Origin of the sequence: Pandoraea eparura (assembly GCF_902459725.1) — a bacterium.
In the GTDB taxonomy this organism is placed as follows: Bacteria; Pseudomonadota; Gammaproteobacteria; order Burkholderiales; family Burkholderiaceae; genus Pandoraea; species Pandoraea eparura.
In genome coordinates, this window is record NZ_CABPSH010000001.1 from 487,110 (window position 1) to 509,074 (window position 21,965).

The 21,965-nt window shown below is 62.8% G+C and carries 17 protein-coding genes and 2 tRNA genes; 9 read left to right on the forward strand and 10 right to left on the reverse strand.

The window, feature by feature from the left end:
* The first annotated feature begins 129 nt into the window (after window positions 1-129).
* The 3 genes from PEP31012_RS02165 to PEP31012_RS02175 all read left to right on the forward strand — a co-directional run bounded on the left by PEP31012_RS02165 (window position 130) and on the right by PEP31012_RS02175 (window position 3,638).
* Window positions 130-1,422, forward strand: coding sequence for a glucarate dehydratase family protein (locus PEP31012_RS02165; protein ID WP_150587695.1), 1,293 nt, complete (start codon window positions 130-132; stop codon window positions 1,420-1,422).
* Between the two features lie 56 nt (window positions 1,423-1,478).
* Window positions 1,479-2,654, forward strand: a complete 1,176-nt coding sequence (locus tag PEP31012_RS02170; protein WP_246171104.1) for a porin — start codon at window positions 1,479-1,481, stop codon at window positions 2,652-2,654.
* A gap of 237 nt (window positions 2,655-2,891) precedes the next feature.
* A complete protein-coding gene (locus PEP31012_RS02175; RefSeq protein ID WP_217427105.1) occupies window positions 2,892-3,638 on the forward strand; it encodes a FadR/GntR family transcriptional regulator in 747 nt (248 codons plus the stop codon).
* Between the two features lie 118 nt (window positions 3,639-3,756).
* On the opposite strand, the gene PEP31012_RS02180 is transcribed toward PEP31012_RS02175, so the two are convergent.
* Complete coding sequence (locus PEP31012_RS02180; RefSeq protein ID WP_150587697.1) at window positions 3,757-4,401, reverse strand: trimeric intracellular cation channel family protein; 645 nt, start codon at window positions 4,399-4,401, stop codon at window positions 3,757-3,759.
* 367 nt (window positions 4,402-4,768) lie between these two features.
* Between PEP31012_RS02180 and PEP31012_RS02185 the strand changes: the two genes are divergently transcribed.
* Window positions 4,769-5,974, forward strand: a complete 1,206-nt coding sequence (locus PEP31012_RS02185; RefSeq protein ID WP_150587698.1) for an MFS transporter — start codon at window positions 4,769-4,771, stop codon at window positions 5,972-5,974.
* Between the two features lie 137 nt (window positions 5,975-6,111).
* Here the strand turns inward: PEP31012_RS02185 and PEP31012_RS02190 are convergent, their stop codons facing one another.
* Window positions 6,112-7,725, reverse strand: coding sequence for a methyl-accepting chemotaxis protein (locus PEP31012_RS02190; RefSeq protein ID WP_174978073.1), 1,614 nt, complete (start codon window positions 7,723-7,725; stop codon window positions 6,112-6,114).
* Window positions 7,726-8,195: 470 nt separating this feature from the next.
* A complete protein-coding gene (locus PEP31012_RS02195) occupies window positions 8,196-9,308 on the reverse strand; it encodes a porin (RefSeq protein WP_150587700.1) in 1,113 nt (370 codons plus the stop codon).
* A gap of 185 nt (window positions 9,309-9,493) precedes the next feature.
* Between PEP31012_RS02195 and PEP31012_RS02200 the strand changes: the two genes are divergently transcribed.
* A complete protein-coding gene (locus PEP31012_RS02200) occupies window positions 9,494-10,201 on the forward strand; it encodes a GntR family transcriptional regulator (protein ID WP_150587701.1) in 708 nt (235 codons plus the stop codon).
* Between the two features lie 168 nt (window positions 10,202-10,369).
* On the opposite strand, the gene PEP31012_RS02205 is transcribed toward PEP31012_RS02200, so the two are convergent.
* Window positions 10,370-11,680 (reverse strand): MFS transporter, encoded by a 1,311-nt coding sequence (locus PEP31012_RS02205; RefSeq protein ID WP_217427099.1) that lies wholly within the window; start codon window positions 11,678-11,680, stop codon window positions 10,370-10,372.
* Between the two features lie 195 nt (window positions 11,681-11,875).
* On the opposite strand from PEP31012_RS02205, the gene PEP31012_RS02210 reads away from it, so the two are divergent.
* A complete protein-coding gene (locus PEP31012_RS02210) occupies window positions 11,876-12,796 on the forward strand; it encodes an alpha/beta hydrolase (protein WP_150587702.1) in 921 nt (306 codons plus the stop codon).
* The gene (locus PEP31012_RS02215) at window positions 12,793-13,170 is read left to right on the forward strand and encodes a RidA family protein (RefSeq protein ID WP_150587703.1); all 378 of its coding nucleotides are present in this window, start codon (window positions 12,793-12,795) and stop codon (window positions 13,168-13,170) included. Before PEP31012_RS02210 ends, PEP31012_RS02215 begins: the two co-directional genes overlap by 4 nt.
* 338 nt (window positions 13,171-13,508) lie before the next feature.
* Here PEP31012_RS02215 and PEP31012_RS24110 read toward each other — a convergent pair whose 3' ends face one another.
* Window positions 13,509-13,634 carry a hypothetical protein gene (locus tag PEP31012_RS24110; protein WP_281355401.1) on the reverse strand — a complete coding sequence of 42 codons (126 nt, stop codon included), beginning with the start codon at window positions 13,632-13,634 and terminating at the stop codon, window positions 13,509-13,511.
* A 43-nt stretch (window positions 13,635-13,677) separates the two neighbouring features.
* On the opposite strand from PEP31012_RS24110, the gene pdeR reads away from it, so the two are divergent.
* Window positions 13,678-15,681, forward strand: a complete 2,004-nt coding sequence (pdeR, locus tag PEP31012_RS02220; protein ID WP_150587704.1) for a cyclic di-GMP phosphodiesterase — start codon at window positions 13,678-13,680, stop codon at window positions 15,679-15,681.
* A gap of 40 nt (window positions 15,682-15,721) precedes the next feature.
* Here the strand turns inward: pdeR and PEP31012_RS02225 are convergent, their stop codons facing one another.
* From PEP31012_RS02225 to pgsA, 4 genes are all read right to left on the reverse strand, one after another.
* A complete protein-coding gene (locus PEP31012_RS02225; RefSeq protein ID WP_150587705.1) occupies window positions 15,722-16,588 on the reverse strand; it encodes a crotonase/enoyl-CoA hydratase family protein in 867 nt (288 codons plus the stop codon).
* 355 nt (window positions 16,589-16,943) lie between these two features.
* Window positions 16,944-17,017 (reverse strand) — tRNA-Cys (locus PEP31012_RS02230).
* Between the two features lie 113 nt (window positions 17,018-17,130).
* Window positions 17,131-17,206, reverse strand: a tRNA-Gly gene (locus PEP31012_RS02235).
* A 177-nt stretch (window positions 17,207-17,383) separates the two neighbouring features.
* Window positions 17,384-17,977 carry a CDP-diacylglycerol--glycerol-3-phosphate 3-phosphatidyltransferase gene (pgsA, locus tag PEP31012_RS02240; protein WP_150587706.1) on the reverse strand — a complete coding sequence of 198 codons (594 nt, stop codon included), beginning with the start codon at window positions 17,975-17,977 and terminating at the stop codon, window positions 17,384-17,386.
* Window positions 17,978-18,153: 176 nt separating this feature from the next.
* Between pgsA and kch the strand changes: the two genes are divergently transcribed.
* Entirely contained in the window at window positions 18,154-19,380 is a 1,227-nt protein-coding gene (gene kch / locus PEP31012_RS02245) for a voltage-gated potassium channel protein (protein WP_246171105.1), read from the forward strand.
* 120 nt (window positions 19,381-19,500) lie between these two features.
* On the opposite strand, the gene uvrC is transcribed toward kch, so the two are convergent.
* Window positions 19,501-21,888, reverse strand: coding sequence for an excinuclease ABC subunit UvrC (gene uvrC / locus PEP31012_RS02250; protein ID WP_246171106.1), 2,388 nt, complete (start codon window positions 21,886-21,888; stop codon window positions 19,501-19,503).
* Window positions 21,889-21,965 lie beyond the last annotated feature (77 nt).

Here is a 21,965-nt window from a genome sequence, read left to right on the forward strand (position 1 = left end):
GATAGAGAAACGCCCCTCCCGTCACCTAAATTACGACCAGTCATACGATGACGTAAAAGTAGTCCACAGAACGCAATTTTGCGTTTCCGTCCCTTGCCCTGCTCCCCCGGAGCCGGAGGATGAGTCGCTGTGAAAATTCACCGTATCACGATCACCCCCATCGCTTTTCGCGACCCGCCGCTGCTCAACGCGGCCGGCATTCACGAGCCGTATGCGCTGCGCTCGATCCTCGAGATCGAGACCGATAACGGTCACGTGGGACTGGGCGAAACCTACGGCGATGCGCCGGTCCTGGCGTTGCTGGAAAGCACCCGAGCCCATCTGATCGGCATGGATCCGTTCGACACCAACGGCCTGCGCGCGCGCGTCGCGGCGATGGTACGTCAAGGCGTGCGCGGCGAGCGCGTGGAATATGAACTCGCGCCGGGCACCGATCCGCGCAAGGACGCCGAGAAGATCTACTCCGCGTTCGAGGTGCCCTTCCTCGATCTGCAGGCGCGGCATCTGGGCATTCCGTTGGTCGAACTGCTCGGCGGCGCCGTCCGGCCGGAGGTGCCCTACAGCGCGTATCTGTTCTTCAAGTACGCGCAGCATATCGACATGCCGGCCACCGACTATCCGCTCGACCCGTGGGGGGAAACGCTGAGCGCCGAGCAACTCGTCGCCCAGGCACGCACGATGATCGACGCCCACGGCTTCGGCAGTATCAAGCTCAAGGCCGGGGTGCTCGAGCCGTCGGAAGAAGTGAAGTGCCTCAAGGCGCTCAAGCGCGCCTTCCCGGACAAGCCGTTGCGTATCGATCCGAACGGCAACTGGTCGCTCGCCACCGCGATCGCGATGGGCCGCGACCTCGCCGGCGATCTCGAGTACTACGAAGATCCCACGCCCACGCTCGAAGGCATGGCCGAACTGCATCGCGCCACGGGCATGCCGCTCGCCACGAACATGGTGGTGACCGACCTTCGCCAATTCCGCGAGAACGTGCGGCTCAACGGCGCGCAGATCATTCTTTCCGATCACCACTACTGGGGCGGGTTGCGCGACACGCAACTGCTCGCGCGCATGTGCGAGACGTTCGATCTCGGCCTGTCGATGCACTCCAATTCGCACCTCGGCATCAGCCTGATGGCCATGACGCACCTGGCCGCCAGCGTGCCGCGCCTGTCGTACGCCTGCGACACGCATTACCCGTGGCAGGCCCCCGACGAGGAAGTTGTGCGCGGCGGCAAGATCGCCATTCGCAACGGCGCGGTCGCCGTGACCCAGGCCCCGGGGCTCGGTCTCGAGATCGATCAGGACCAGTTGGCTAAGTTGCACGAACAGTATCTGCGTTGCGGACTGCGCACCCGCAACGACACCCTCCAGATGCGCAAATACCAACCCGACTGGAGCGGCAGGGCACCCCGTTTCCAGTCCCCGTGAGCATGTCACCCCGTTTCAAGCGAAGTCCAAGAAAACACACCACAAGAGGAGAAGTCGTGAGACATTCGAAATTGTTTGCCGGGCTTGTATTGGCCGGACTCGCCGCTGGCGCCGTCCCGGCGTTTGCGCAGACAAGCGTAACGCTGTACGGCATCGTTGACGACGCCGTGGCCTACAGCAGCAACCAGAACGGCAAGTCGAACACCTATCTGCGCAGCGGCAACCTGGCGGGTAGCCGCTGGGGCCTGCGCGGCACCGAAGACCTCGGCGGCGGCACCAAGGCGCTGTTCCAGTTGGAAAACGGCTTCGACATCAACAACGGCGCATTCGGCTCGTCGGGCCAGATGTTCAATCGTCAGGCCTTCGTCGGCCTGAAGAACGATCGGCTCGGCACGGTCACGATCGGCCGTCAGTACACGCCGTACTACATGATGGTCGGCACCCTCGGCCCGACGACCTACGTGACGGGCGCGACCGGCGCACACCCGGGCGATATCGACGGTCTCGACACCACCATCCGCATCAACAACTCGGTGACGTATACATCGCCGGTGATGTGGGGTGTGACGGCCAGCCTGCAATACGGCTTCGGTGGCCAGGCCGGGGCGTTCAGCAAGGGCAACACGTATTCCGGCGCGCTGCGCTACGACGGCGGCCCGCTCTCGCTGGCGGCCGGGTATCTGCGCCTGAACAACGTGGGCGGCAGCGGGGCGACGTGGAACGGTGCCTCGACCGGCACGCCGGGCACGTCTTCCCTCAACCAGGGCTATGTCACCGCCGACGTGCTGCAACACATCGCCGTGGCCGGTATCTACACGATCGGCAAAGTCACGGTCGGCGCGACCTACAGCAACGTGCAGTACAAGCCGGGCGCGGCGTCGCTGTTCCATGACACCGCCATCTTCAACACGGCCGGCGTGCACGCGTCGTGGGTCGTGTCTCCGCAGTGGCGTCTGGCGGCGGCGTACAGCTACACGGCGGCCTCGAAGGCGAACGGCATCACCGATGCCGCGACGTACCATCAGGTCTCGCTCGCACAGGTGTACTCGCTCTCGAAGCGCACCTCGCTGTACGCACTCGAAGCCTGGCAGCACGCCAATGGCAAGTCGCTCTCGGCCAATGCTGCGAGCATCATCAACGCCGGCCCGGCCGTCGGCGATTCGCAGAACAGCACGCCGTCGGCGACAAGTTCGCAGGTGGTCGGCATGCTGGGGATCCGCGTCGATTTCTGACGCCGGTCCGCCGGTAGGAAAGCTGTCCGGGGCGGCGCCGTGCGCGTGCCGGTCCGGACAGTCATGAGTGGTCGCGAGAAGTCGCACGAGGATGTACTTCCGGCCGCCAATGCCCGGTATCGATTGGGGCAAGGCATTGGCGGTCGATTCTTATCGGTTGTCGTATGTATGCGACCGGCGATAAGGTAAACTGAGGGTGTTTTGTCGTCACCCATCATTCCAACCCACACCATGCCCATGACCAGCCCGTTGCCCGCACTTCCTCGCCGCAAGTCTCGCAGCCTCACGGAAGAGGTTGTGAGCGCCTTGTCCGAGCAGATTCGCAGCGGGACGTTCCGCCCCGGCGACAAGCTGCCGACTGAGTCGGCCATCATGGAAAGCCTGGGCGTGAGCCGCACGGTGGTCCGCGAGGCGATCTCGCGACTGCAAGCCGCGCAACTGGTGGAAACGCGTCACGGCATTGGCACCTTTGTGCTCGAAGCCCCGCGTGAGAACTCGTTACAGGTCGACACCAATCGCATCCTCACGATGCTCGACGTGATGGCGATCCTGGAGTTGCGTATTTCGCTGGAGACCGAAGCGGCGGGGCTGGCGGCGAATCGCCGCACCGACACGCAGCTCAAGCTGATGCGCCAGGCACTGGACGACTTCGAGATGCACGTGCGCCAACGTACGGGCAATGCGGTGACGGCCGACGTCGCCTTCCATCTGCAAGTGGCGAACGCCACCGGCAACCGCTATTTCCACGACATTCTCGAGCAGCTCGGCAACACGATCATTCCGCGCACGCGCGTGAATTCCGCCGAGCTCGCCGACGACGACCAGGTGTCGTATCTCAATCGCGTGAATCGCGAGCACGAAGACATCTACAACGCCATCGCGCGGCACGATCCGGAAGCGGCGCGTGCGGCCATGCGCACACACCTCACCAACAGCCGCGAGCGTCTGCGTCGCGCCCAGGAATCGGCCGGCACGCAAGGGTAACGTCGCGGGCCTGGCACGCGGGCGCGGCGCGTTTGACGGGGGATCTTCGCTCGCGCGCCTCGTGGTAGTTCCGCCGCGCCCGTTCGCCGCCAATTGCTAACAGGTGACTCGCTACTTGCTACTCGCCGTCCGGGCCTTCGGCCGCCCGTGGCTTGCCGAATACCGGCAGTCCCCAGCCGAAGCGCAGCGACGCGAGACGCAACGCGACGCAGGCAAACGTGGCAAACCACGGCGTCCACCAGTCCGTCCATCCCGCATAGAAGAAGCCGACTTGCACGCCCGCGCCGACGAGTGCCGCCGAGGCGTAGATTTCCCGGTCCAGGATGGATGGCACGCGAGATAGCAGGACATCGCGCATCACGCCGCCACCGACCGCGCTCACGATCCCCATCAGCATCGCCAACTCGGCACTGTGACTGAAGACCAGCGCTTTCTGCGCGCCCGAGACGGCAAACAGGCCGAGTCCGATCGCGTCGAAGAAGAGCACCGGGTGGCGCATCCGGCGCACCGGCGCGTAGGCGACAATCACCAGGGCGGACGCCAGCAACGACACCGCGAGATAGCGCCAGTTGGAGAGTCCGGTGGGCGGAATCGCGCCGATGCAGACATCGCGCAGAATACCGCCGCCGCACGCCACCATGAACGAGACCGCGGCAATGCCGAAGAGGTCGAGCCGCCGCTGGCGCGCCGCGACCGCGCCACTCAGCGCGAAGGCAAAGGTCCCGATCAGGTCGAGGACAAGGTAGACGGTGTGGGAATTCATGCGGGTTGTGTCGTGTGGGACCAGCCAGCGTCGGGATCCGGCCCTGAATAGAGGTTTTTCATTGTAGAGAAGAGTTCACAGACAAACTAGTCGGGACGATTGGCCGCGCCTGTCCCGAGGCGAAGCGCCGTGCGGACTTGTTCAAAGATATCCGACGGCAACCGCGCACCCACAACCACTCCCATCCCCACCCCCACTCGCACGCCCACTCGCACGCCCACTCGCACGCCCACTCGCACCTAGGGTGGCGCGGAAATTCCGGCAATGGCATTGGCCGAAAGCGCGCCACCCCTCTACCCTACGGAGGGTGTACGCGATGAGCGAGATCAGGCGTCCACCTTATCCCGCGCTCCCAGGAAAAAGGTCCATGTCAACCAACGTGAGAACGAAGATCCTTCATCAAATCCCCCGCAGTGTGTGGATACTCGGCTTCGTGAGTCTGTTCATGGATATTTCATCCGAAATCATCCACAGCCTCCTGCCGATGTTTCTGATGGCGAGTCTTGGCGCCAGTGCAACGGCGATCGGTGTCATCGAAGGGATTGCCGAAGCGACCGCCCCGATCGTGAAGGTGTTCTCCGGAACGCTCAGCGACTATCTGGGCAACCGCAAGTGGCTCGCGGTCGCGGGGTACAGCCTCGGGGCGATCAGCAAACCGTTGTTTGCCATCGCCCCCACGATTGGCGTTGTCGTAACCGCGCGCGTGCTCGATCGTGTTGGCAAGGGCGTGCGCGGCGCACCGCGTGACGCGCTGGTGGCCGACATCACGCCGCCCCAACTGCGCGGCGCGGCGTTCGGCTTGCGGCAGGCACTGGACACGGTAGGGGCGTTCCTGGGACCGTTGCTGGCGGTTGTCATCATGCTCGCCGGATCGGACAACTTTCGGCTCGCCTTCTGGCTGGCCGTGATTCCCGGCATGCTCGCGGTCGCGCTGCTGACGTTCGGCATTTCAGAACCCGCGCACGACACCCGCGCCAAGCGTGTCAATCCGGTTCGCTGGGAGAACGCAAAACAGCTCGGACGCCCATATTGGTGGGTGGTCGGCATCGGTGGCGTCTTCGCGCTGGCGCGGTTCAGCGAGGCATTCCTTGTATTGCGGGCGATGGGCAGCGGCGTGCCTGTGGCGTGGGTGCCGCTGGTGATGGTGGCGATGAACGCCGTCTACGCGCTGTCGGCCTATCCCTTCGGGAAACTCGCCGACCGAATGAGCCACACCCGATTGCTCATCGCCGGTCTCGTGATGTTGTTCGCGTCCGACATCGTGCTCGCCCATGGCGCGCATTGGACGGTACTGCTCATCGGCGTCGCCCTGTGGGGATTGCATATGGGCATGACCCAGGGACTGCTGGCCACGATGGTCGCCCACGCGGCCCCGGCCCAACTGCGGGGCACGGCCTTCGGCATTTTCAATCTGGTCAGTGGCATCGTCACGCTCGGGTCGAGCGTCATTGCCGGCATGCTGTGGGATCGCGTTGGCGCCATGGCAACCTTTTACGCAGGCGCAGGCTTTTGCGTGCTGACGGTGCTCCTGCTGTTGTCGCGACGCGGCGCGGCACGTCCGTCAAACCGTTGAAGCCATGGCGGGGTGAACGCGAATCACGATGCGAACCACCCAGAACCTGCCCCGCAGGCGCCATGTCGAGCAACGAGGATGACATCGTGTCGGGCGGGGCGCTCGACGTTCACGTCGTCCCCCGGCAACCATTCACGCTAAGCGCCCTGGCTTGCCGGGGCCAAATCGAAAATCTCGACGGTCGATTGCAGCATGATCGACTGCTCGCTCAACGACTGTCCTGCCGCCGCCGCCTCTTCCACGAGGGCCGCGTTTTGCTGTACGTCGGCGTCCATCGAACCGAGCGACCCGTTGATGCGTTGCAGGCCGCTGTTCTGTGCCTCCGAGGCATCGGTGATGTTCAGTATCAGGTCGTTGACGCGCTCGACCGACTCCCCGATCGAGCGGGTCGCCTCACCTGCCCGCTCCACGCGCGTTCGGCCCTCCTCCACTTGCGCCGATGCGTGGGCGATCAGCGCCGCGATTTCGCGTGCGGCCGTCGCCGTTCGCTGTGACAGCACCCGGACTTCCGCCGCCACGACGGCGAAACCTCGCCCCAACTCCCCCGCCCGAGCCGCTTCGATGGCGGCGTTGATCGCCAGGATATTCGTCTGCGCGGCGATGCCGTCGATCAGATGCGAGATCTCAGCGATTTTTCCCGATTTTTCGGCGGCCGACCGAATTGCCGCAATCGCATCGGCCATTTGCTTGCCGCCCTCGCGGACCATCGCCGCGGTGTCGTTGGAGATTCGCCTCGCGTCCTGACCGAGCGCGGTATTGCTCTCGACCGCATCGGTCAGCGCGCGTAGTTCGGCGACCGAAGACTGCAAGGCCAACGCCGTCTTTTCCGTGCGCTGTGACAGGTCATCGTTGCCCGACGCAACCTGCGCCATGGCCGACGTCAGCTCCCGCGCCCCGCGATCGATACTGGAGACAATCTGCACAAAGCTCGCGCGCGTCATGTTGAGCGCACGCACGAACGGTGCGAAGACGTCGGCAACGCGCATGTCGAACTGCGCCAGCAAATCACCGGAAGCGATCCGGTAAAGGTGGTCCGTGATGTGCGTGACGGGAAGCACAAACTGCCGCGCGAGCGATCGACTGTGCAGGACAAGCGCGATCATCGCGCAGAGGAAGGCTCCCCAGGCGAACGCGACCGCTGCGGCAGACACGGGCTCGCCGGGCGCATGTCCCTCGGCCCACGGAACAACGCCCGGCGTGAGCGCGACAAGCGCCGCGAGAAAGCAGACCGCAACCATCCACAGTGAAGCGCTTCGTTTCGCGCGCCCGAGCGCACCGATCAGCCAGCGCGCGCAGCGAGCGGGGAACCCCTTCCTGACGAGACGTCCTTGCTCGATGAAGTACTTGTCGCCGCCCGGCCCGTTCAGGGTGTCGAACATGTGCTGCGTCTGCTCGACCATCGACGACGGCACGGGCGTGCGAAGCGACGTGAAGCCGATCAGTCGACCGTCGAGCCAGCGGGGCGCCACGCTGGTGATCGTCCACAGGCGCTGGCCATCGCGGCACAGGTTGACGGCCACCCCTTCCCAGCGCTTGCCGGCGTCGATGGTCTTGCGCACGTCCATGAACGCGGCGCGCGGACTTTCCGGGGGGACGAGCTTTGCATAAGGTTGGCCGATCAGATCCGCCACGTCGTATCCCAGCGCACGCGCAAACGCGTCGCTGACATACGTCACATTGCCTTTCAGGTCCGTGCGCGAGATAAGAATGCCTTCCGCAGCAATGGTCCGAGAAATCGATGTCTCACTCATATGGATGTCCGCCTTCTGCCGTTCTCGGGTGCCCCAGGTTGTGACATGTGACGGGTCGCCATTTGTCTTACTGGCGAAACGTCTACCCATATATGTAACGACAAAATGAAATCAAACTTGAGGCGAAAGTCTGCAGTCCCTGTCGCAAGGGGTACGGATATGAGTTCAAAAGGGGTATTGACCGCTCAATGCCGGAAGATGAAATCGCCGGCTGAAGCCTTCGCGCTCGCCACAACGCCTGTGCAGGTTTTACTGGGCGTGGCATCCGTGGAATCCACACTTTTGCGAACGGCAGGGGGACTTGACGCGCAGGGTCACGGTGGCAGCGTTCGTGAACCTATTCTTCGAGACAGCGGTACCGCGGGCAAGCAACGCTCGATCGATCGGTGCCGGTGGTCAGGCGCGGCGGTCAGATCGGGCGCAGCGCGCTTCAATCTGACCGTCTGCCTCACATGCCGATACGGCGTGACTCAGAATTTATGCCGGATCCCCATCGACGCAGACAGTTGCTGGCGTGAGTTCGACGGCGAGTTGTAGTAGATCTGCGCGACCTTCGCGTCCCCTGCGGCCTTCTGGAAAATACCGACGATGAACACGTCGGTTCGCTTCGAGAGGTACCAGTCGAGGCCCACGTCCACCTGATGCCACTGCGGCTTTTTACCTGTCGGCGAATCGTGGCCGTCCGTAAAGATATAGCCGAGACCCGCAAGCAGCGATGGCGTCACGAAATAGGTCGCCGTGGCTTCGTAGTTGCTCAGACCCAGCCTCGACGCATCGAGATAGTCGAACTGGGAATGCGTGAACATGAGCGAGAACTTTGCCTTGCCCAGGGCATACGAACCGCCCACCCCATACATCTGCTGCTTGCTGACCGACGCGCCTGTCCCGCTGGTCACGAACGGTGAGCTGAAACCGTAGTCCCCATACACCGCGCCAGCCGTATTCGTGGCGCTGTTCGGCATGTTGACAACGTGATAGGCCAGCCCTGCGCTAAGCGGCCCGTTGGCGTACGTCAATGCGGCGTTGAAGTCCCGGTTGTTGGAAAAGTTGCCGGCCGTGTTGGCGAACGCGTATTGCGACAGCACCTGAACGCCAGCGATGTTCACACTCTTGTACTGGACGGCGTTGCTCAGGCGGAAAGTGGGAAAGACGTTGTCGTTGTCGCCAATAGGCGGTCCATACGTCGCGAATTGCACCGCGGCCTCATATTGCCCCAGGCTTTGCGCCATCGTGTCGATTTGGCGACCGATCGTCACCTGTCCCCACCTGTCGTTTGCCAGGCCGACGAATGCCTGTCGGCCGAAAAGACGTCCGCCTTGACCCAGTGTGCCGTTGCCCAGACTGAACCCGCTCTCCAACGTAAAGATCGTGCGATTGCCGCCCCCCAGATCTTCACTCCCTGTCAGTCCAAAGCGCGGCGATTGCTGAATGCCGCTCGCCAACTGCCACTGCGAGTGCCCGCCAGCGTTGTTGGTGTACATCACCCCTTCGGAAAGTACGCCGTACAGCGTCACACTGTTCTGGGCGCACACAGGCCCCGCCATAACCAATGTTACGCAAGACAGCAGCAAACAACGTTTCATTCCCCTTCCCCTTGATCGTCGAGTTGGCGCCCCCACGGCGTCACTTCATGACGAACAGTAAACTTTATAAAATTTATAGTCTATATAAATTATGTGTTTTTAATGAAAACTCGCGTTTTCCCTGATGACGAGCCAAATGTGTATACTTGGCTGGCAAGCGTAGACGGCATCGTGGAGGCGGAAACATGAATCAGAAGGCGCACGCGGCACAACGCACGCGGGTGGAGACGCCGAAAGCGACCCTTTCGGAACAGGCGTACGAGTACCTGCAGAACGACCTGCTTGCCGGGCTCTTTTCGCCTGGCGAGAAGTTACGGCCTCAGGCATTGCAGGAGCGATATGGGGTAGGGATCAGCCCCATCCGCGAGGCGCTCATGCTGCTCAGTTGTGATGGCCTGGTCACCAATGAAGGCCAGCGCGGCTTCCGGGTGGCCGAAGCGTCCCGCGAAGATCTGTTGGACATCCTCGACGCGCGCAAGAAGATCGAAACGGAACTGCTTGCCGACGCCATCCAGCATGGCGACGACGAATGGGGTGCGCAGATTACCGCGGCGTTCTACAAGCTGGTGCATACCCCGCTGCCGGTGCCCGACGACATCCCGTCGGCCCATCGATGGGAACTGGCCCATCGGCGTTTCCATTTCGCATTACTGAGTGCCGCGCGCTCCACTTGGCTGCGCCGTATCGATGAACAACTGGTTCGACACTCTGAACGCTACCGCCGCATGCGAATCGCCGGGCCGCTGCCGCACGATGTTTTGGCGCGCGATATCGTGCGGGAGCACCAGGAGCTGATGGATGCGACGCTGAGCCGCGACACCGAGCGCGCATGCACATTGCTGCTGGCACACATCGACGAGACCGCGCGGGCCGTGTCGCAATTCCTGGAATAAGGTCCGTGAACCAGGAAGGGGGCGGCTGCGCCCCCCGATTGCCTGACCGATTGCCTGACCGATTGCCTGACCGATTGCCTGACCGATTGCCTGACCGATTGACCGTCCGATTGACCGACCAATTGACCGACCGTCCGACGACCGTCGGCCTGACGGTCGTCTGATCCGCTAGCTGACCGAACGAGGTTCGGTCTTGATGCGCTGACGTCGGACGTCCGGAAACGGAAGGGTCGCGGCCAGTACCGCGGCCGTGGCGACGCTGGCGGCCATGAAGAACAGGGCGTTTGAAAAATCGGGGGAATGTCCGCGAATCCAGCCGATGGCGTAGGGCCCCAGGAAGCCGGAGAATCCGCTAATAACGTTGACCAGCGCGAGCCCTCCCGCGGCTGCGCGGCCTGTCAGAAACGACGACGGGATTGACCAGAAGACGCTGAGCGAGGCGCCGATCCCCACCAGCGCGACACACACCCACGCGAGTTCCATCATGGCGGAATGGCCCATGGCACTCGCGGCAAGTCCCACACTGCCAATCGCAAGCGGCAGCGACAGATGCCAACGGCGCTCGAGCGTCCGGTCCGAGTGACGGCCGTTCAGGACCATCGATACCGCCCCCAGCAAGAACGGTAGCGCGCTCAACATGCCGACCCTGAGTGTCGACATTCCCGAGATTTGCTTAATGATCTGCGGGAGCCACAACGTAATGCCAAAGAACCCAATCCCGACCAGCAGGTACAGCAAGCCCAGCAGCCACACAATCGGCTGACGCAGCGCGACGCCGAACTTCTCCGTCCCCATGGAGGCAGCCTGCTCGCTGTCGCGCTTCATGGTAGCGAGCAACCATTCACGCTCATCGTTGTGCAGCCACCTGGCATTCGCCGGTTCGCCCGCGAGAAAGAAATACGTGAACACGCCAAGCATGACCGCCGGTACCGCTTCGATGATGAACACCCACTGCCATCCGGCCAGCCCGCCGACGTTGTTCATCGACATCACCAGCGTTGACAGCGGCGCGCCGATGACCACGGCGATCATATTGGCAGACATAACCTGTCCAATCGCCCGTGCGCGCTGTTCCGTCGGAAACCATCGCGTCAGGTAGTACAAAACGCCCGGCAGAAATCCCGCCTCGGCGACGCCCAACAGAAAGCGAACGGCCACGAAGCTCGTCTCGTTGAAGATGAACGCCTGCAGCCCCGACACGATGCCCCATGTGACGATGATCCGCGTGAGCCACACGCGCGCGCCGAACCGTTGCAGCGCAAGATTGCTCGGAATCTCGAACAGGATGTATCCGATGAAGAAGATGCCTGCGCCAAAGCCATAGACCTCGGGCGTGAAATGAAACGCTTTCGTCATATCGAGCGCGGCAAAGCTGATATTGACCCGGTCCAGAAAATTCACGAGCCACAGCACGAAAAGCAGCGGCACGATCCTGAGCGTCACTTTGCGCATGACGCGCGTGCCCAAAGGTTGATCCATCGATGTCTCCTGAAGCAGTTGATTGGTCTTCCGGCGCGGTTACGTCGCCGCCAGGCGGGTGCATCGCTGCAGCCCGCCCGCGGCCACCGGCTTGCGCATGACAATCATTCTTCGCTCGTAAAAAATCCTCGTCAATATAAATTTTTATATTTATATAAAATATGATGTGTTTTATGATGAAACGGCGCCCACTCGGTGGCGCCGTTCGACGTGCGTCGAGCGTCCACGGTGACCTTGGGAGTTCAAGTGAGAGAGGAGATTTTTCAGTTGGCGGAGCAAATGCCTTTGCCGACTGTGGCCGCCCAGCGCTATGCCAGCATCGTGCTGTCGTGGGCGACGCAGGTGCCCGAGCCACTTTGCTCGGCGCGCAATGTCCCGTACGGGCCGGATCGGCAACAAACGTATGACGTTTTTTATCCGCAGAACGCGAATCGTGTGCCCGTCGTGATCTTTTGGCATGGTGGGGGGTGGACGAACGGGTTCAAGGAATGGAGTTGGTTCATGGCGGAGCATGTCACGCGTCTTGGCGCCGCGCTGGTTCTGCCCAACTATCGTCTCGCCCCGGCGCATCGCATGCCTGCCGCGTTCGATGACGGCCTCCTGCTGCTCCGTTCGCTGGCGGCGTCGCCGTCATTTTCCGGCGATATGCGCAACGTCTACTTCGGCGGGCATTCGGCTGGGGGGCATCTGGCGGCGTTGACGGCATTGCGCTTCCGGCACGCGGGCACAGCAGAATGCGACGACATCGTCATTCGTGGCTGCGCCCCCATCAGCGGCATCATGGACCTATCCCATCCCGAACCGGCGCCCGAGAGTCTGGAGGCTCGCGTGTACGACATGGTGCTCAGGCAAGCCGACGACGACGTCATATTCAGCCCCATCTGCTGGACAGCCGGTAACCGCGTGCCATTTGTACTGACCTACGGCGAAAACGATTCGCCCCGGGTCATCCGATCGAATCGTCGTCTGGCCGCGCTGCTCGCCTGCCAGTCGGCATCCGTCACTCGCCACGTGGAGAAAGGCCGTGACCACTTCGACACTCACCTTATGCTGCGGGATCCGCATAGCCCCTGGTATCACGCTTTGGAGAACATGATGAACGGAGAGCGCTCATGAAAGAAGTCATCGACGTAGGATTGCCGGCGCCGGGCCAGCCGTTTTCATGGGCGGTGCGGGCGGGCGGCATGGTGTTCACGGCGCACGGACCGGTGCGTCGTGATGGCTCGATCGACACGGGGCCGATCGAAGACCAGGCACGCCTGACGTTCGCGAATCTCGAGCGTGCGATGGTCGCCGCGGGAGGCTCCCTTGACGATGTCGTGCAAGTGTTGATTCAGATGATCGACATCGCGGACATGCCAGTGATTGACAGCGTCTACCGGGAGTTTTTCAACGCACCCTATCCCAATCGTTCGAGTGCTGCAGTCAAAGCCCTGGTTGTGCCCGGGATGCGCGTGGAGATCGTGGCCAACGCCGTCATCTCGCGCTGAGCCCCGGCGGCGATGACACGCGCAGCCCTCCCCCCCCCCCCGAACGATCGGCGGGAGCAAGCGCGCGGCGCCAGGCCAGCGCTTAGGATGCCCGATTAGCGCCCTCCACCGCCAGCATCGTCTCCCCGCCCCGAAAGGGGCGCCCGATTCCCCCGGCAAGCCGCGCCGATGTGCGTTAAAAATGCGGTATACGTCGGATTGGAATCCATATTCGATCATGCCGCGTCCATGCCGTCCACGAACGATGGCGTGCGCCGACCCTGCGCCGCCGTCGCGGTTCGTATTCCGACATTGAAACCCACAGATATAGTTTGATAAGATCGAAAAAACGTAATTGTTCAATGCACCTGCGCGACTGCCCGGTCGGCGCGAGCCGGGCCGCCATCCGGCGCGAACAGATGCGCATCGAGCTTTGCCGCGAACGGCGAAGCGTATGGTCCGGCGCGGCAATGGGTATCTGTCATCGAGCGCCGTCTCACTTATGCGATTTATTGGCGGGTCTCGCCCATGCATGACGACACCGACGGTGAAATACTCGAAGTCCATCTAGGCACGCGCAGTCCTTATTGGCGCCTGGGCATCGACAGCAACGCGCTCGAGCTTGCCGCCGTTCGCGGTTTGACGAACGTCGCCGTGGCGCTCGATTCCGCTCAGGCCGCCACGATTCGCGCCTTGACCGGCGTCACATCGTCCTTCGAACTCGAAATCGCATTGTTCGGCGACCGGCTGCGCCTGCACATGGTCGGCAAGAAACTCGATGCCACCCATTGGGCTGGCACCGCCTCTGCCTATTCGGATACCCGTGCCGTCGCGCGCGACCTCGCGCAAGGCCTCGCCTTTGCCGAACAAGTCGTCTCCGAAGTCAATTCGCTCGTCGTGGTGCTCAACCGCCACGGCATCCTCCAGCGTTTCAATCGCCTAGCCGAAGAGGTGCTTGGCAAACGCGAGGAGGACGTCATCGGCCGGAGCGCCTTCGAGCTGTTCATGACCGCAGAGCAAGGCGAGAAGTCGAGCCAAAACATCAAGGGTTTCTTCGAGAACGACAAGCCCTTCGCGGTCGAGCGCTACATCAATACGGTCAACGGCCCGCGCCTGTATCAGTTTCGCAACAAGTTCGTACAGAGCGGCAGCGGCGTCGACGAGCGGTTTCTGATCTGCTCGGGCGTCGACATCACCGAGGAGCGCAACGCGCAGCAGCGCCTGACCGTGCTCGCGAATACCGACGTGCTGACAGGGCTGCCGAATCGGCATGCCGTCACGGAGATGATCCGCGACGCGCTGGCCAGCGGCGCGAACGAGGCACCGCGGCAGGTCGGCATCCTGTTTCTCGACCTCGACAACTTCAAGCACGTGAACGATCACTATGGACATATCACCGGGGACCGCCTGCTGTCTCAGGTGTCCGAGATCGTCAGAAGTTGCTTACCCGAATGCGCGACACTCGCGCGTCTCGGCGGCGACGAATTCCTGGTGCTGTTCGAGGACGCCACGCTCGATCTGCTCGAAGCCACTGCGAAGACGATCATCGACCGGTTCGACACGTCGGTTCGCATGGACCTGATGGAGGTCTACACGAGTTGCTCGATCGGCATCACGATGCATCCGCAACACGGCGACACCATGGAGACGCTGATTCGCAACGCCGATACGGCGATGTACGTGGCGAAGGAAGCCGGCAAGCATACGTATCGCGTGTTCACACAGGAGATGAACCAGAAGGTCGCGAAGGCGATGTGGCTCGATACGAATCTGCGCAAGGCGCTCGAGGAAAAGCAGTTCGTCTTGCACTACCAGCCGCTCGTCGACGTCGCGACGGGCGACATACAGAGTGTCGAGGCCCTGATCCGCTGGCAATCGCCGGAACGTGGACTGGTCGGGCCTGTCGAGTTCATTCGCCATGCCGAGGAATTCGGCCTGATCGGGGCGCTCGGACGCTGGGTGATGGAAGAGGCGGCGAATCAGATCATCCGGTGGCAGGCGAAGGGCCTGAATATGCGCGTATCGATCAATGTGTCCGCGCGTCAGTTGAGCGACGGGAACGTCGCGAACCATTTTGGCGAGATCTGCGAGCGCGCCGGACTGGCACAGGGTCTGCTCGACATCGAGCTGACCGAGAGTTGCTTCATCGAGGACGAAGGCCGCGTGCGGCGGCTGATGGAGCAGTTCCGAGAGCTCGGCGCGCGGATTTATCTCGACGACTTCGGCACCGGTTATTCGTCGCTGGCGCAGCTCGCACGACTGCCCTTCGATGTGATCAAGCTCGACCGCAGTTTCGTGACCGGTGTCGACAGCGACACGAGTGCCCAGGCACTGGTGTCCTCAGTCTTCACGCTGGCAAAAGCACTGGGGTTTTCGGTGGTGGCGGAAGGCGTCGAGACCAACGCGCAGGCGGCCTTCATTCGGCAGGCCGGGATTGGATATGCGCAAGGCTACCTCTATGCGAAACCGATGCCCGCACAGGACCTCGAGGCCTGGGTACTCGAAAAAAGAAAGCTCAGGCTGATTGCCTGAGCTTTCCCGGTTCGCTAAATCACCTTACGCTCGCCGTGCCTCAAGAGACCGTGCGGAACTTGGAAACACGGCGGTTCTGAAGCGTCACCAGGCGCTCCATGTAGGCGAGATCCTTCGCCTCGATCGTGAACGTCGCGTTGACCCAGTCCTCGGTAATGTCCATCAGCTCGGCGCGGGACAAGGGCAGCACGCGTTGACGCGTGCGGATCAGCGCCCGCATCGCATTCAGCTTCGGCCGGATCACGTCGATAAACGTGCGTGTCGCGATGAACGCCTCTCCGGGCTCGAATAGCTGATCGACGAGCCCTTTCTCCGCGAACCACTCGGCCGTATGCGATTCTCCGGTGCTGATCAGGGCTTCGGCCACGGCCATGCCGGCCTTGCGGGCGACCAGCGAATAGCCGCCCATGCCGGGGAACAGATTGAACGCGACCTCCGGAAAGCCGAGCTTCACGCCGTTCTGCGCAAGGATGTAGTGATGCGCGAGGGCGGCCTCGAGTCCGCCGCCAAGCGCACTGCCCTCGACCATCGCGATCGAGATCGCACCGGTCCCGTAACCGTTGTACATCTCCCAGATGCAATCGATGCACGAGCGCGCGTAAGCCATCATCGTGTCGCGCTGCCCCGTGCGAATCGCATCGGCGAAGAAGTTGAGGTCGCCGCCAACGTTGAACAGCTCGGGAACCAGCGATCCGGTGACCCAAAAATCGAAGCGCAGTCCGGATTCGCGCGCGGTTCGCGCAAGATGCATGATTTCGGAGAGGAGTCCCTGATTGAAGCAAGGACGGGGGTCGGCACGAAGCATCATCCACATGATGTTGCGGCTTTCTTCATAGTACGCGGCCAGTTGCGACATGTTCCCGGCTTCGTGGAACGGGCGGCACGAGGGGTAGTTTTGAAGGTGCATGTATATTCCTGTGTAGCTGTGGTTTGCGGTTGAATGTCGCCGTGACATGCCATGGGCAAAAGTTGCCGAAATGGCCGTACGGCACCGCTATTTTTGCGTGCGCACAACTAACGGAAATGCAAAATCTTTAATTTCCCTTCGCCAAAATGTCAGCCCGAGCGGCCACAGGCTCGGAGGTTCCGCCATCGGCATCGAGCCACATTCCGGGCAGCCAGATCGGGCGCTGCCCGTGCATGAACACAACCCACAATGCGCTGAAGTCCTGAATATGGCGCTGGCGCCACTCGCGGGAAACCGGAAATCGACGTTGACGCGGAAAAAGAAAAAGCCCTGACAAGTCAGGGCTTTTGAATTTTGGAGGCGGGAGTCGGAATCGAACCGGCGTACACGGCTTTGCAGGCCGCTGCATGACCACTCTGCCATCCCGCCATTGGGATATGCCGCATTGTAACCGCTCGCTGTTGCCATCGAGGGCGCCCGTCGGATCGATCGCCGTGGGCTTTTCGGCAAATAAAAAGGGAAGCCAGGCTTCCCTCTGGATTTGGAGCGGGAGACGAGTCTCGAACTCGCGACCTCAACCTTGGCAAGGTTGCGCTCTACCAACTGAGCTACTCCCGCATTGTCATGCGTACTACCAATCCAACCGCTTCTTAAAACTTCGCTGCCGGGCTAGCGCCGTAGCAGCGAGAAGGAGATTATGTCCAAACCAGGATTCAGTGTCAAGCACCTGCACTGAAAATATGTGAAGATTTTTCTCCGCCACCGCGCAAATCCCGCGCCTTCAGGCCCTTATGCTCACATCTTGCCCGCGCCGCGTTCGCGAATCTGCGGCCACGCGCGGCGCAGATAATACAGCATCGACCACAAGGTGAGAATTGCCGCCACGTAGATCAGCCACGTTCCCCAGAACCGCGAGTCGATGCGCCATCCCCCCCAGGCCACCGTGCCGTTGAACAGCAACAACGGAATCGCCACCATCTGCGCCGCTGTCTTGACCTTGCCCAACTGATGCACCGCCACGCTGCGCGACGCGCCAATCTGCGCCATCCACTCACGCAACGCCGAAATCGTAATCTCCCGGCCAATGATGATCAACGCCACCAACGCATTGATCCGCCCCATCTGCAACAGCATCAGCAGCGCCGCCGCCACCATCAGCTTGTCCGCCACCGGATCGAGGAACGCCCCAAACGCTGACGTCTGATTCCAGCGCCGCGCCAGAAACCCGTCGAACCAGTCGGTCAGCGCCGCCAATATGAACACGCCGCTCGCCACCCAATTCATCTCGACTGGCGACAGCCAGGTCGTCGGCAGGTAATAGACGCCGACCACCAGCGGGATCAGCACGATCCGGAGCCAGGTCAGAAAGATGGGGACGTTAAAAGGCATGGCAGCATGAGTTCGGCAAACGGCGGTCGACACACGGCGCGCTCGGCAGCCGTACCAGACCCGCATTGTGCCGTGTCTGCCCCGCAGCGACAAGGCCGAGGCCCCGCGCAGCGGTTGACATGTGCGCCGGTGTGCCCCTATCTTGCTTGCAACCCTCCGCCATTCGCGCCGATCTCGTGAAACTGCCCTGGCCCCTGCCCGCACCGCGACGACCGCTGTTGCCCCCCCACATCCTCATCGCGGCACTGGTCGGGATGGATGGTCTCCTGCTCGTCGCGTCCGTGCTGCTGCGCGTGCCAGGCTCATTGCTCATGGATCTCTTCGTGCACGGTGACCTCTCGGCGCTCGGGCGCATCGAAGCCAGTCACCTGCCCCGGCTGCTCTTCGGATTGAACGCCATCGAGCGCATCGACTTCTCGCACCTGCCCCGCGCGCTCGCCGGCCTGACACTCGTTGCGCTCGCTTGCGGACTCGTCATCCGCGCGCGCACCGCCTGGGCCTTCACGCTCGTCATGCTCGTGCTGGCCGCTGCCATCAATTTCCACCTGAACATCCGCTTTGACCTGATGTTCGCGCTCTCGCTCGCGTGCATTGCGCTGCTGCTCTGGTATTGGCGCGAATTCGACCGCGTGAGCTTCGCTGCCGCCACGCTCTACACGCTGGTGGCGGCGTTCGCGTTGCTCGTCTACGCCACATTCGGCACGATGTACCTCGGCCACGAGTTCGTGCCGCCCGTCACCGACCTGGCCACGGCGTTCTACTTCTCCATCGTCACGATGGCGACCGTCGGCTACGGCGACATCGTGCCGCAAAGCACCGATGCGCGACTCTTCACCGCGTCGCTCATCATTTTCGGGATCAGTGTGTTCGCGACGTCACTGACCGTCGTCATCGGCCCGCTCGTCGGCGGCAACCTTAGGAAAATTCTCTCGGGGAGGTTCACACACGTGATCCGCAAGAACCACTTCATCGTGGCCGGCGCCTCGCCGCTCGCCATCAATGTGCACCATGAACTCACCAAGCGCGGCTGGTTGGTGACGGTCATCATCGCGAGCGGCGGGGACAACCCATTTCCGGAAGAAGCGGATGTCGTGCATGGCGACGCCAGCGACAACACCGTGCTCACCCAGGCCGGGATCGAACACGCCAAGGCCGTGCTTGCCCTGCGTGCCGACGATTCTGAGAACGCCTTTATCGTGCTCGCCGCGAAGGAGATCGCGCCGACGGTGCGCACCATCGCGTCAGTCAATGACAGCAAGCATCTGAGCAAGCTCAAACGGGTTCAGCCCGACATGATTTTCGCGCCGCCCGTCGTCGGCGGCGAGCTACTCGCCCGGACCTTGTCGGGCGAGACGGTCGACAACGAGACCGTGATGCGCCTGCTGTTCCACGGCGATACGTGAAACGCCCCGCGCGTCAGTGCCGTTGACGGTAGATTTGCACGGCGAATGTCGTCGAGATGCCGTCGCCGCTGGCCATGATGCGCCTGCGATGCCATAGCGGTACGCGAAGCACCTCGCGCGTCAGTGCAATTGACGGTAGATTTGCTCGGCCAGCGTCGTCGAGATGCCATCGACGCTGGCCAGTTCGTCGACGCTGGCCGACGCCACCCCTTGCAATCCACCGAACCGCATCAGTAACCGCTGACGGCGCTTCGCCCCGATGCCTTCGATCTCCTCGAGCCGTGAGGTCTGACGCGCCTTTGCACGCTTGGCCCGCATGCCCGTGATCGCAAATCGGTGCGCCTCGTCGCGGATCTGCGCGATCAGCATCAGCACCGCACTCTCACGTCCCAATTCCAGCGGCGCGCGTCCATCGGCAAAGATCAGCGTCTCGAGCCCCACTTTACGGCCCTCGCCCTTCGCCACGCCGACCAACCGGCCAATGTCGATCCCCAGTTCGACGAACACCTGACGCGCCACCTCGACCTGTCCCTTGCCGCCGTCGATCAGCACCAATTGCGGCAAATTCGCTTCGCCGTCGGACGCTTCGGTTGCGGCCGACGCACCGCCGGCATCGGCAGACTCGCCAGCTTGCAGCGCCGCCCCGTCGTCCGACAGCACGCGCGTCTCGGCTTCGGCACGCGCCACATCGGCCGCCACAGACGACGGATCGGCCGCATCGCTCACGTGCGCGGCAGCCGCTTCCATCAAGCGGCCATAGCGGCGCGTAAGCACCTGGCGCATCGCCGCATAGTCGTCGCCCGGCGTAATGCCCGCGATGTTGTAGCGCCGGTATTCGCTCGTCTGCATCTTGTGATGATGGAACACCACGCACGACGCCTGCGTCGCCTCGCCTTGGGTGTGGCTGATGTCGAAGCATTCCACCCGCAGGCGCGCCGGATCGTCGATGTCGAGCCCGATCGTTTGCACCAGCTCGCGCGTGCGGGCCTGTTGGCTGCCCTGCTCCGTCAACAGGCGCGTGAGCGCAAGCTGCGCGCCCTGCAGCGCCATGTCGAGCCAGGCGCGCCGTTGTCCCTGCGGTTGACGCACCATTGCAATGCGCCGCCCCGCCTGCTCGGACAACGCCGCGAGCAACTCATCGCTCGGCAAGGCATGGCTCACGACCAGCACGGGTGGCACCGACTGTCCCAGGTAGTGCTGCGCGACGAAGGCTTCGAGCAGACGCGATTCGAGCGATGCCGACGGGGTGTCCGACGGTATGTCGTTGGCAATCTCGTCGGCTGCGGGAGCCGCATCGTTCACGTTGGGCTCGGACGTTGCCGACGCAAGCGCCGCGTCCTGCTCGAATTCATCCGCAATCCCGCCTTCGACACCGCGCTCCACGTGCGCCGGGAAATACGCCTTGTCGCCAAGGTGGCGTCCGCCACGCACCATCGCGAGATTCACACACGCGCGGCCGCCCGCGTACGCGACAGCGAGAATATCGGCGTCGACGTCCCCGGCGGTCTCGACGGACTGCTGCTGGAGCACGCCCGAGAGCGCCTGCATCTGATTGCGCACCACGGCGGCCTGCTCGAACTGGAGCGCCTCGGCGTACGCCATCATCTTCGCTTCGAGCGCGCTCAGGACTTCTTTCTGACGTCCCGACAGAAACGCCGCCGCGTTGCTCACATCGCGCGCGTAGTCTTCATCCTGAATGGCGCCGACACACGGCGCGCTGCACCGCTCGATCTGGTGCAACAGGCACGGACGCGTGCGGTTCGTGAAGACGGAGTCCTCGCAGGTGCGCAACTGGAACACCTTCTGCAGGATCTGAATGCTCTCGCGCACGGCCCACGCGCTGGGGAATGGGCCGAAATACTGTCCACGACGATCCACCGAGCCGCGGTAATACGCCATGCGCGGATATTTGTGCTGCGTGAGCTTGAGAAACGGATACGACTTGTCGTCGCGAAACAGGATGTTGTAGCGCGGATGCAGCGCCTTGATCAGATTGTTCTCAAGCAGCAGCGCCTCGGTTTCCGAGCGCGTGACGGTCGTCTCCAGCTTGGCGATGCGCGCGACCATCAGCGCGATGCGCGGCGAAAGCTGCGTCTTGTTGAAGTAGCTCGACACGCGCTTCTTCAGATTGCGTGCCTTGCCGACGTACAGCACGCTGCCCGTCGCGTCGTAGTAGCGATAGACGCCGGGCAGGTTCGGCAACTGGGCGAGTGCCTTGCGAGCGTCGAACGCCGCACGCTCGGGCGGCGTCTGCGTCGAGGGCGGAGCAACCTCCGCGGCTGAGGCGGTAGCTTTGGTGGCTTTGGTGGTTTTGGTGGCTTTGGTAGCGGCGACGGTGGCCGCGTTATCGGTAGCGGTGGTCTCGGAGGCTCCGGTGGTCTCGGTGGCTCCGGTGGCTCCGGTGGCTCCGGTGGCTGCGGTGGTGGCTGTGGCAGCCGTGCCAGTCGTGGCGGACCTGGCGTTGCGGGGCTTGCGCGGCGGCGGGACGTCGTGGGCGTCTTCGGTCATGAACTCTGGCATCGGAGCGTCCCGGCGGCGAAACCGTGCGGTCGCGGCCGCTCGCACACCATGCGCGAAGGCAACGT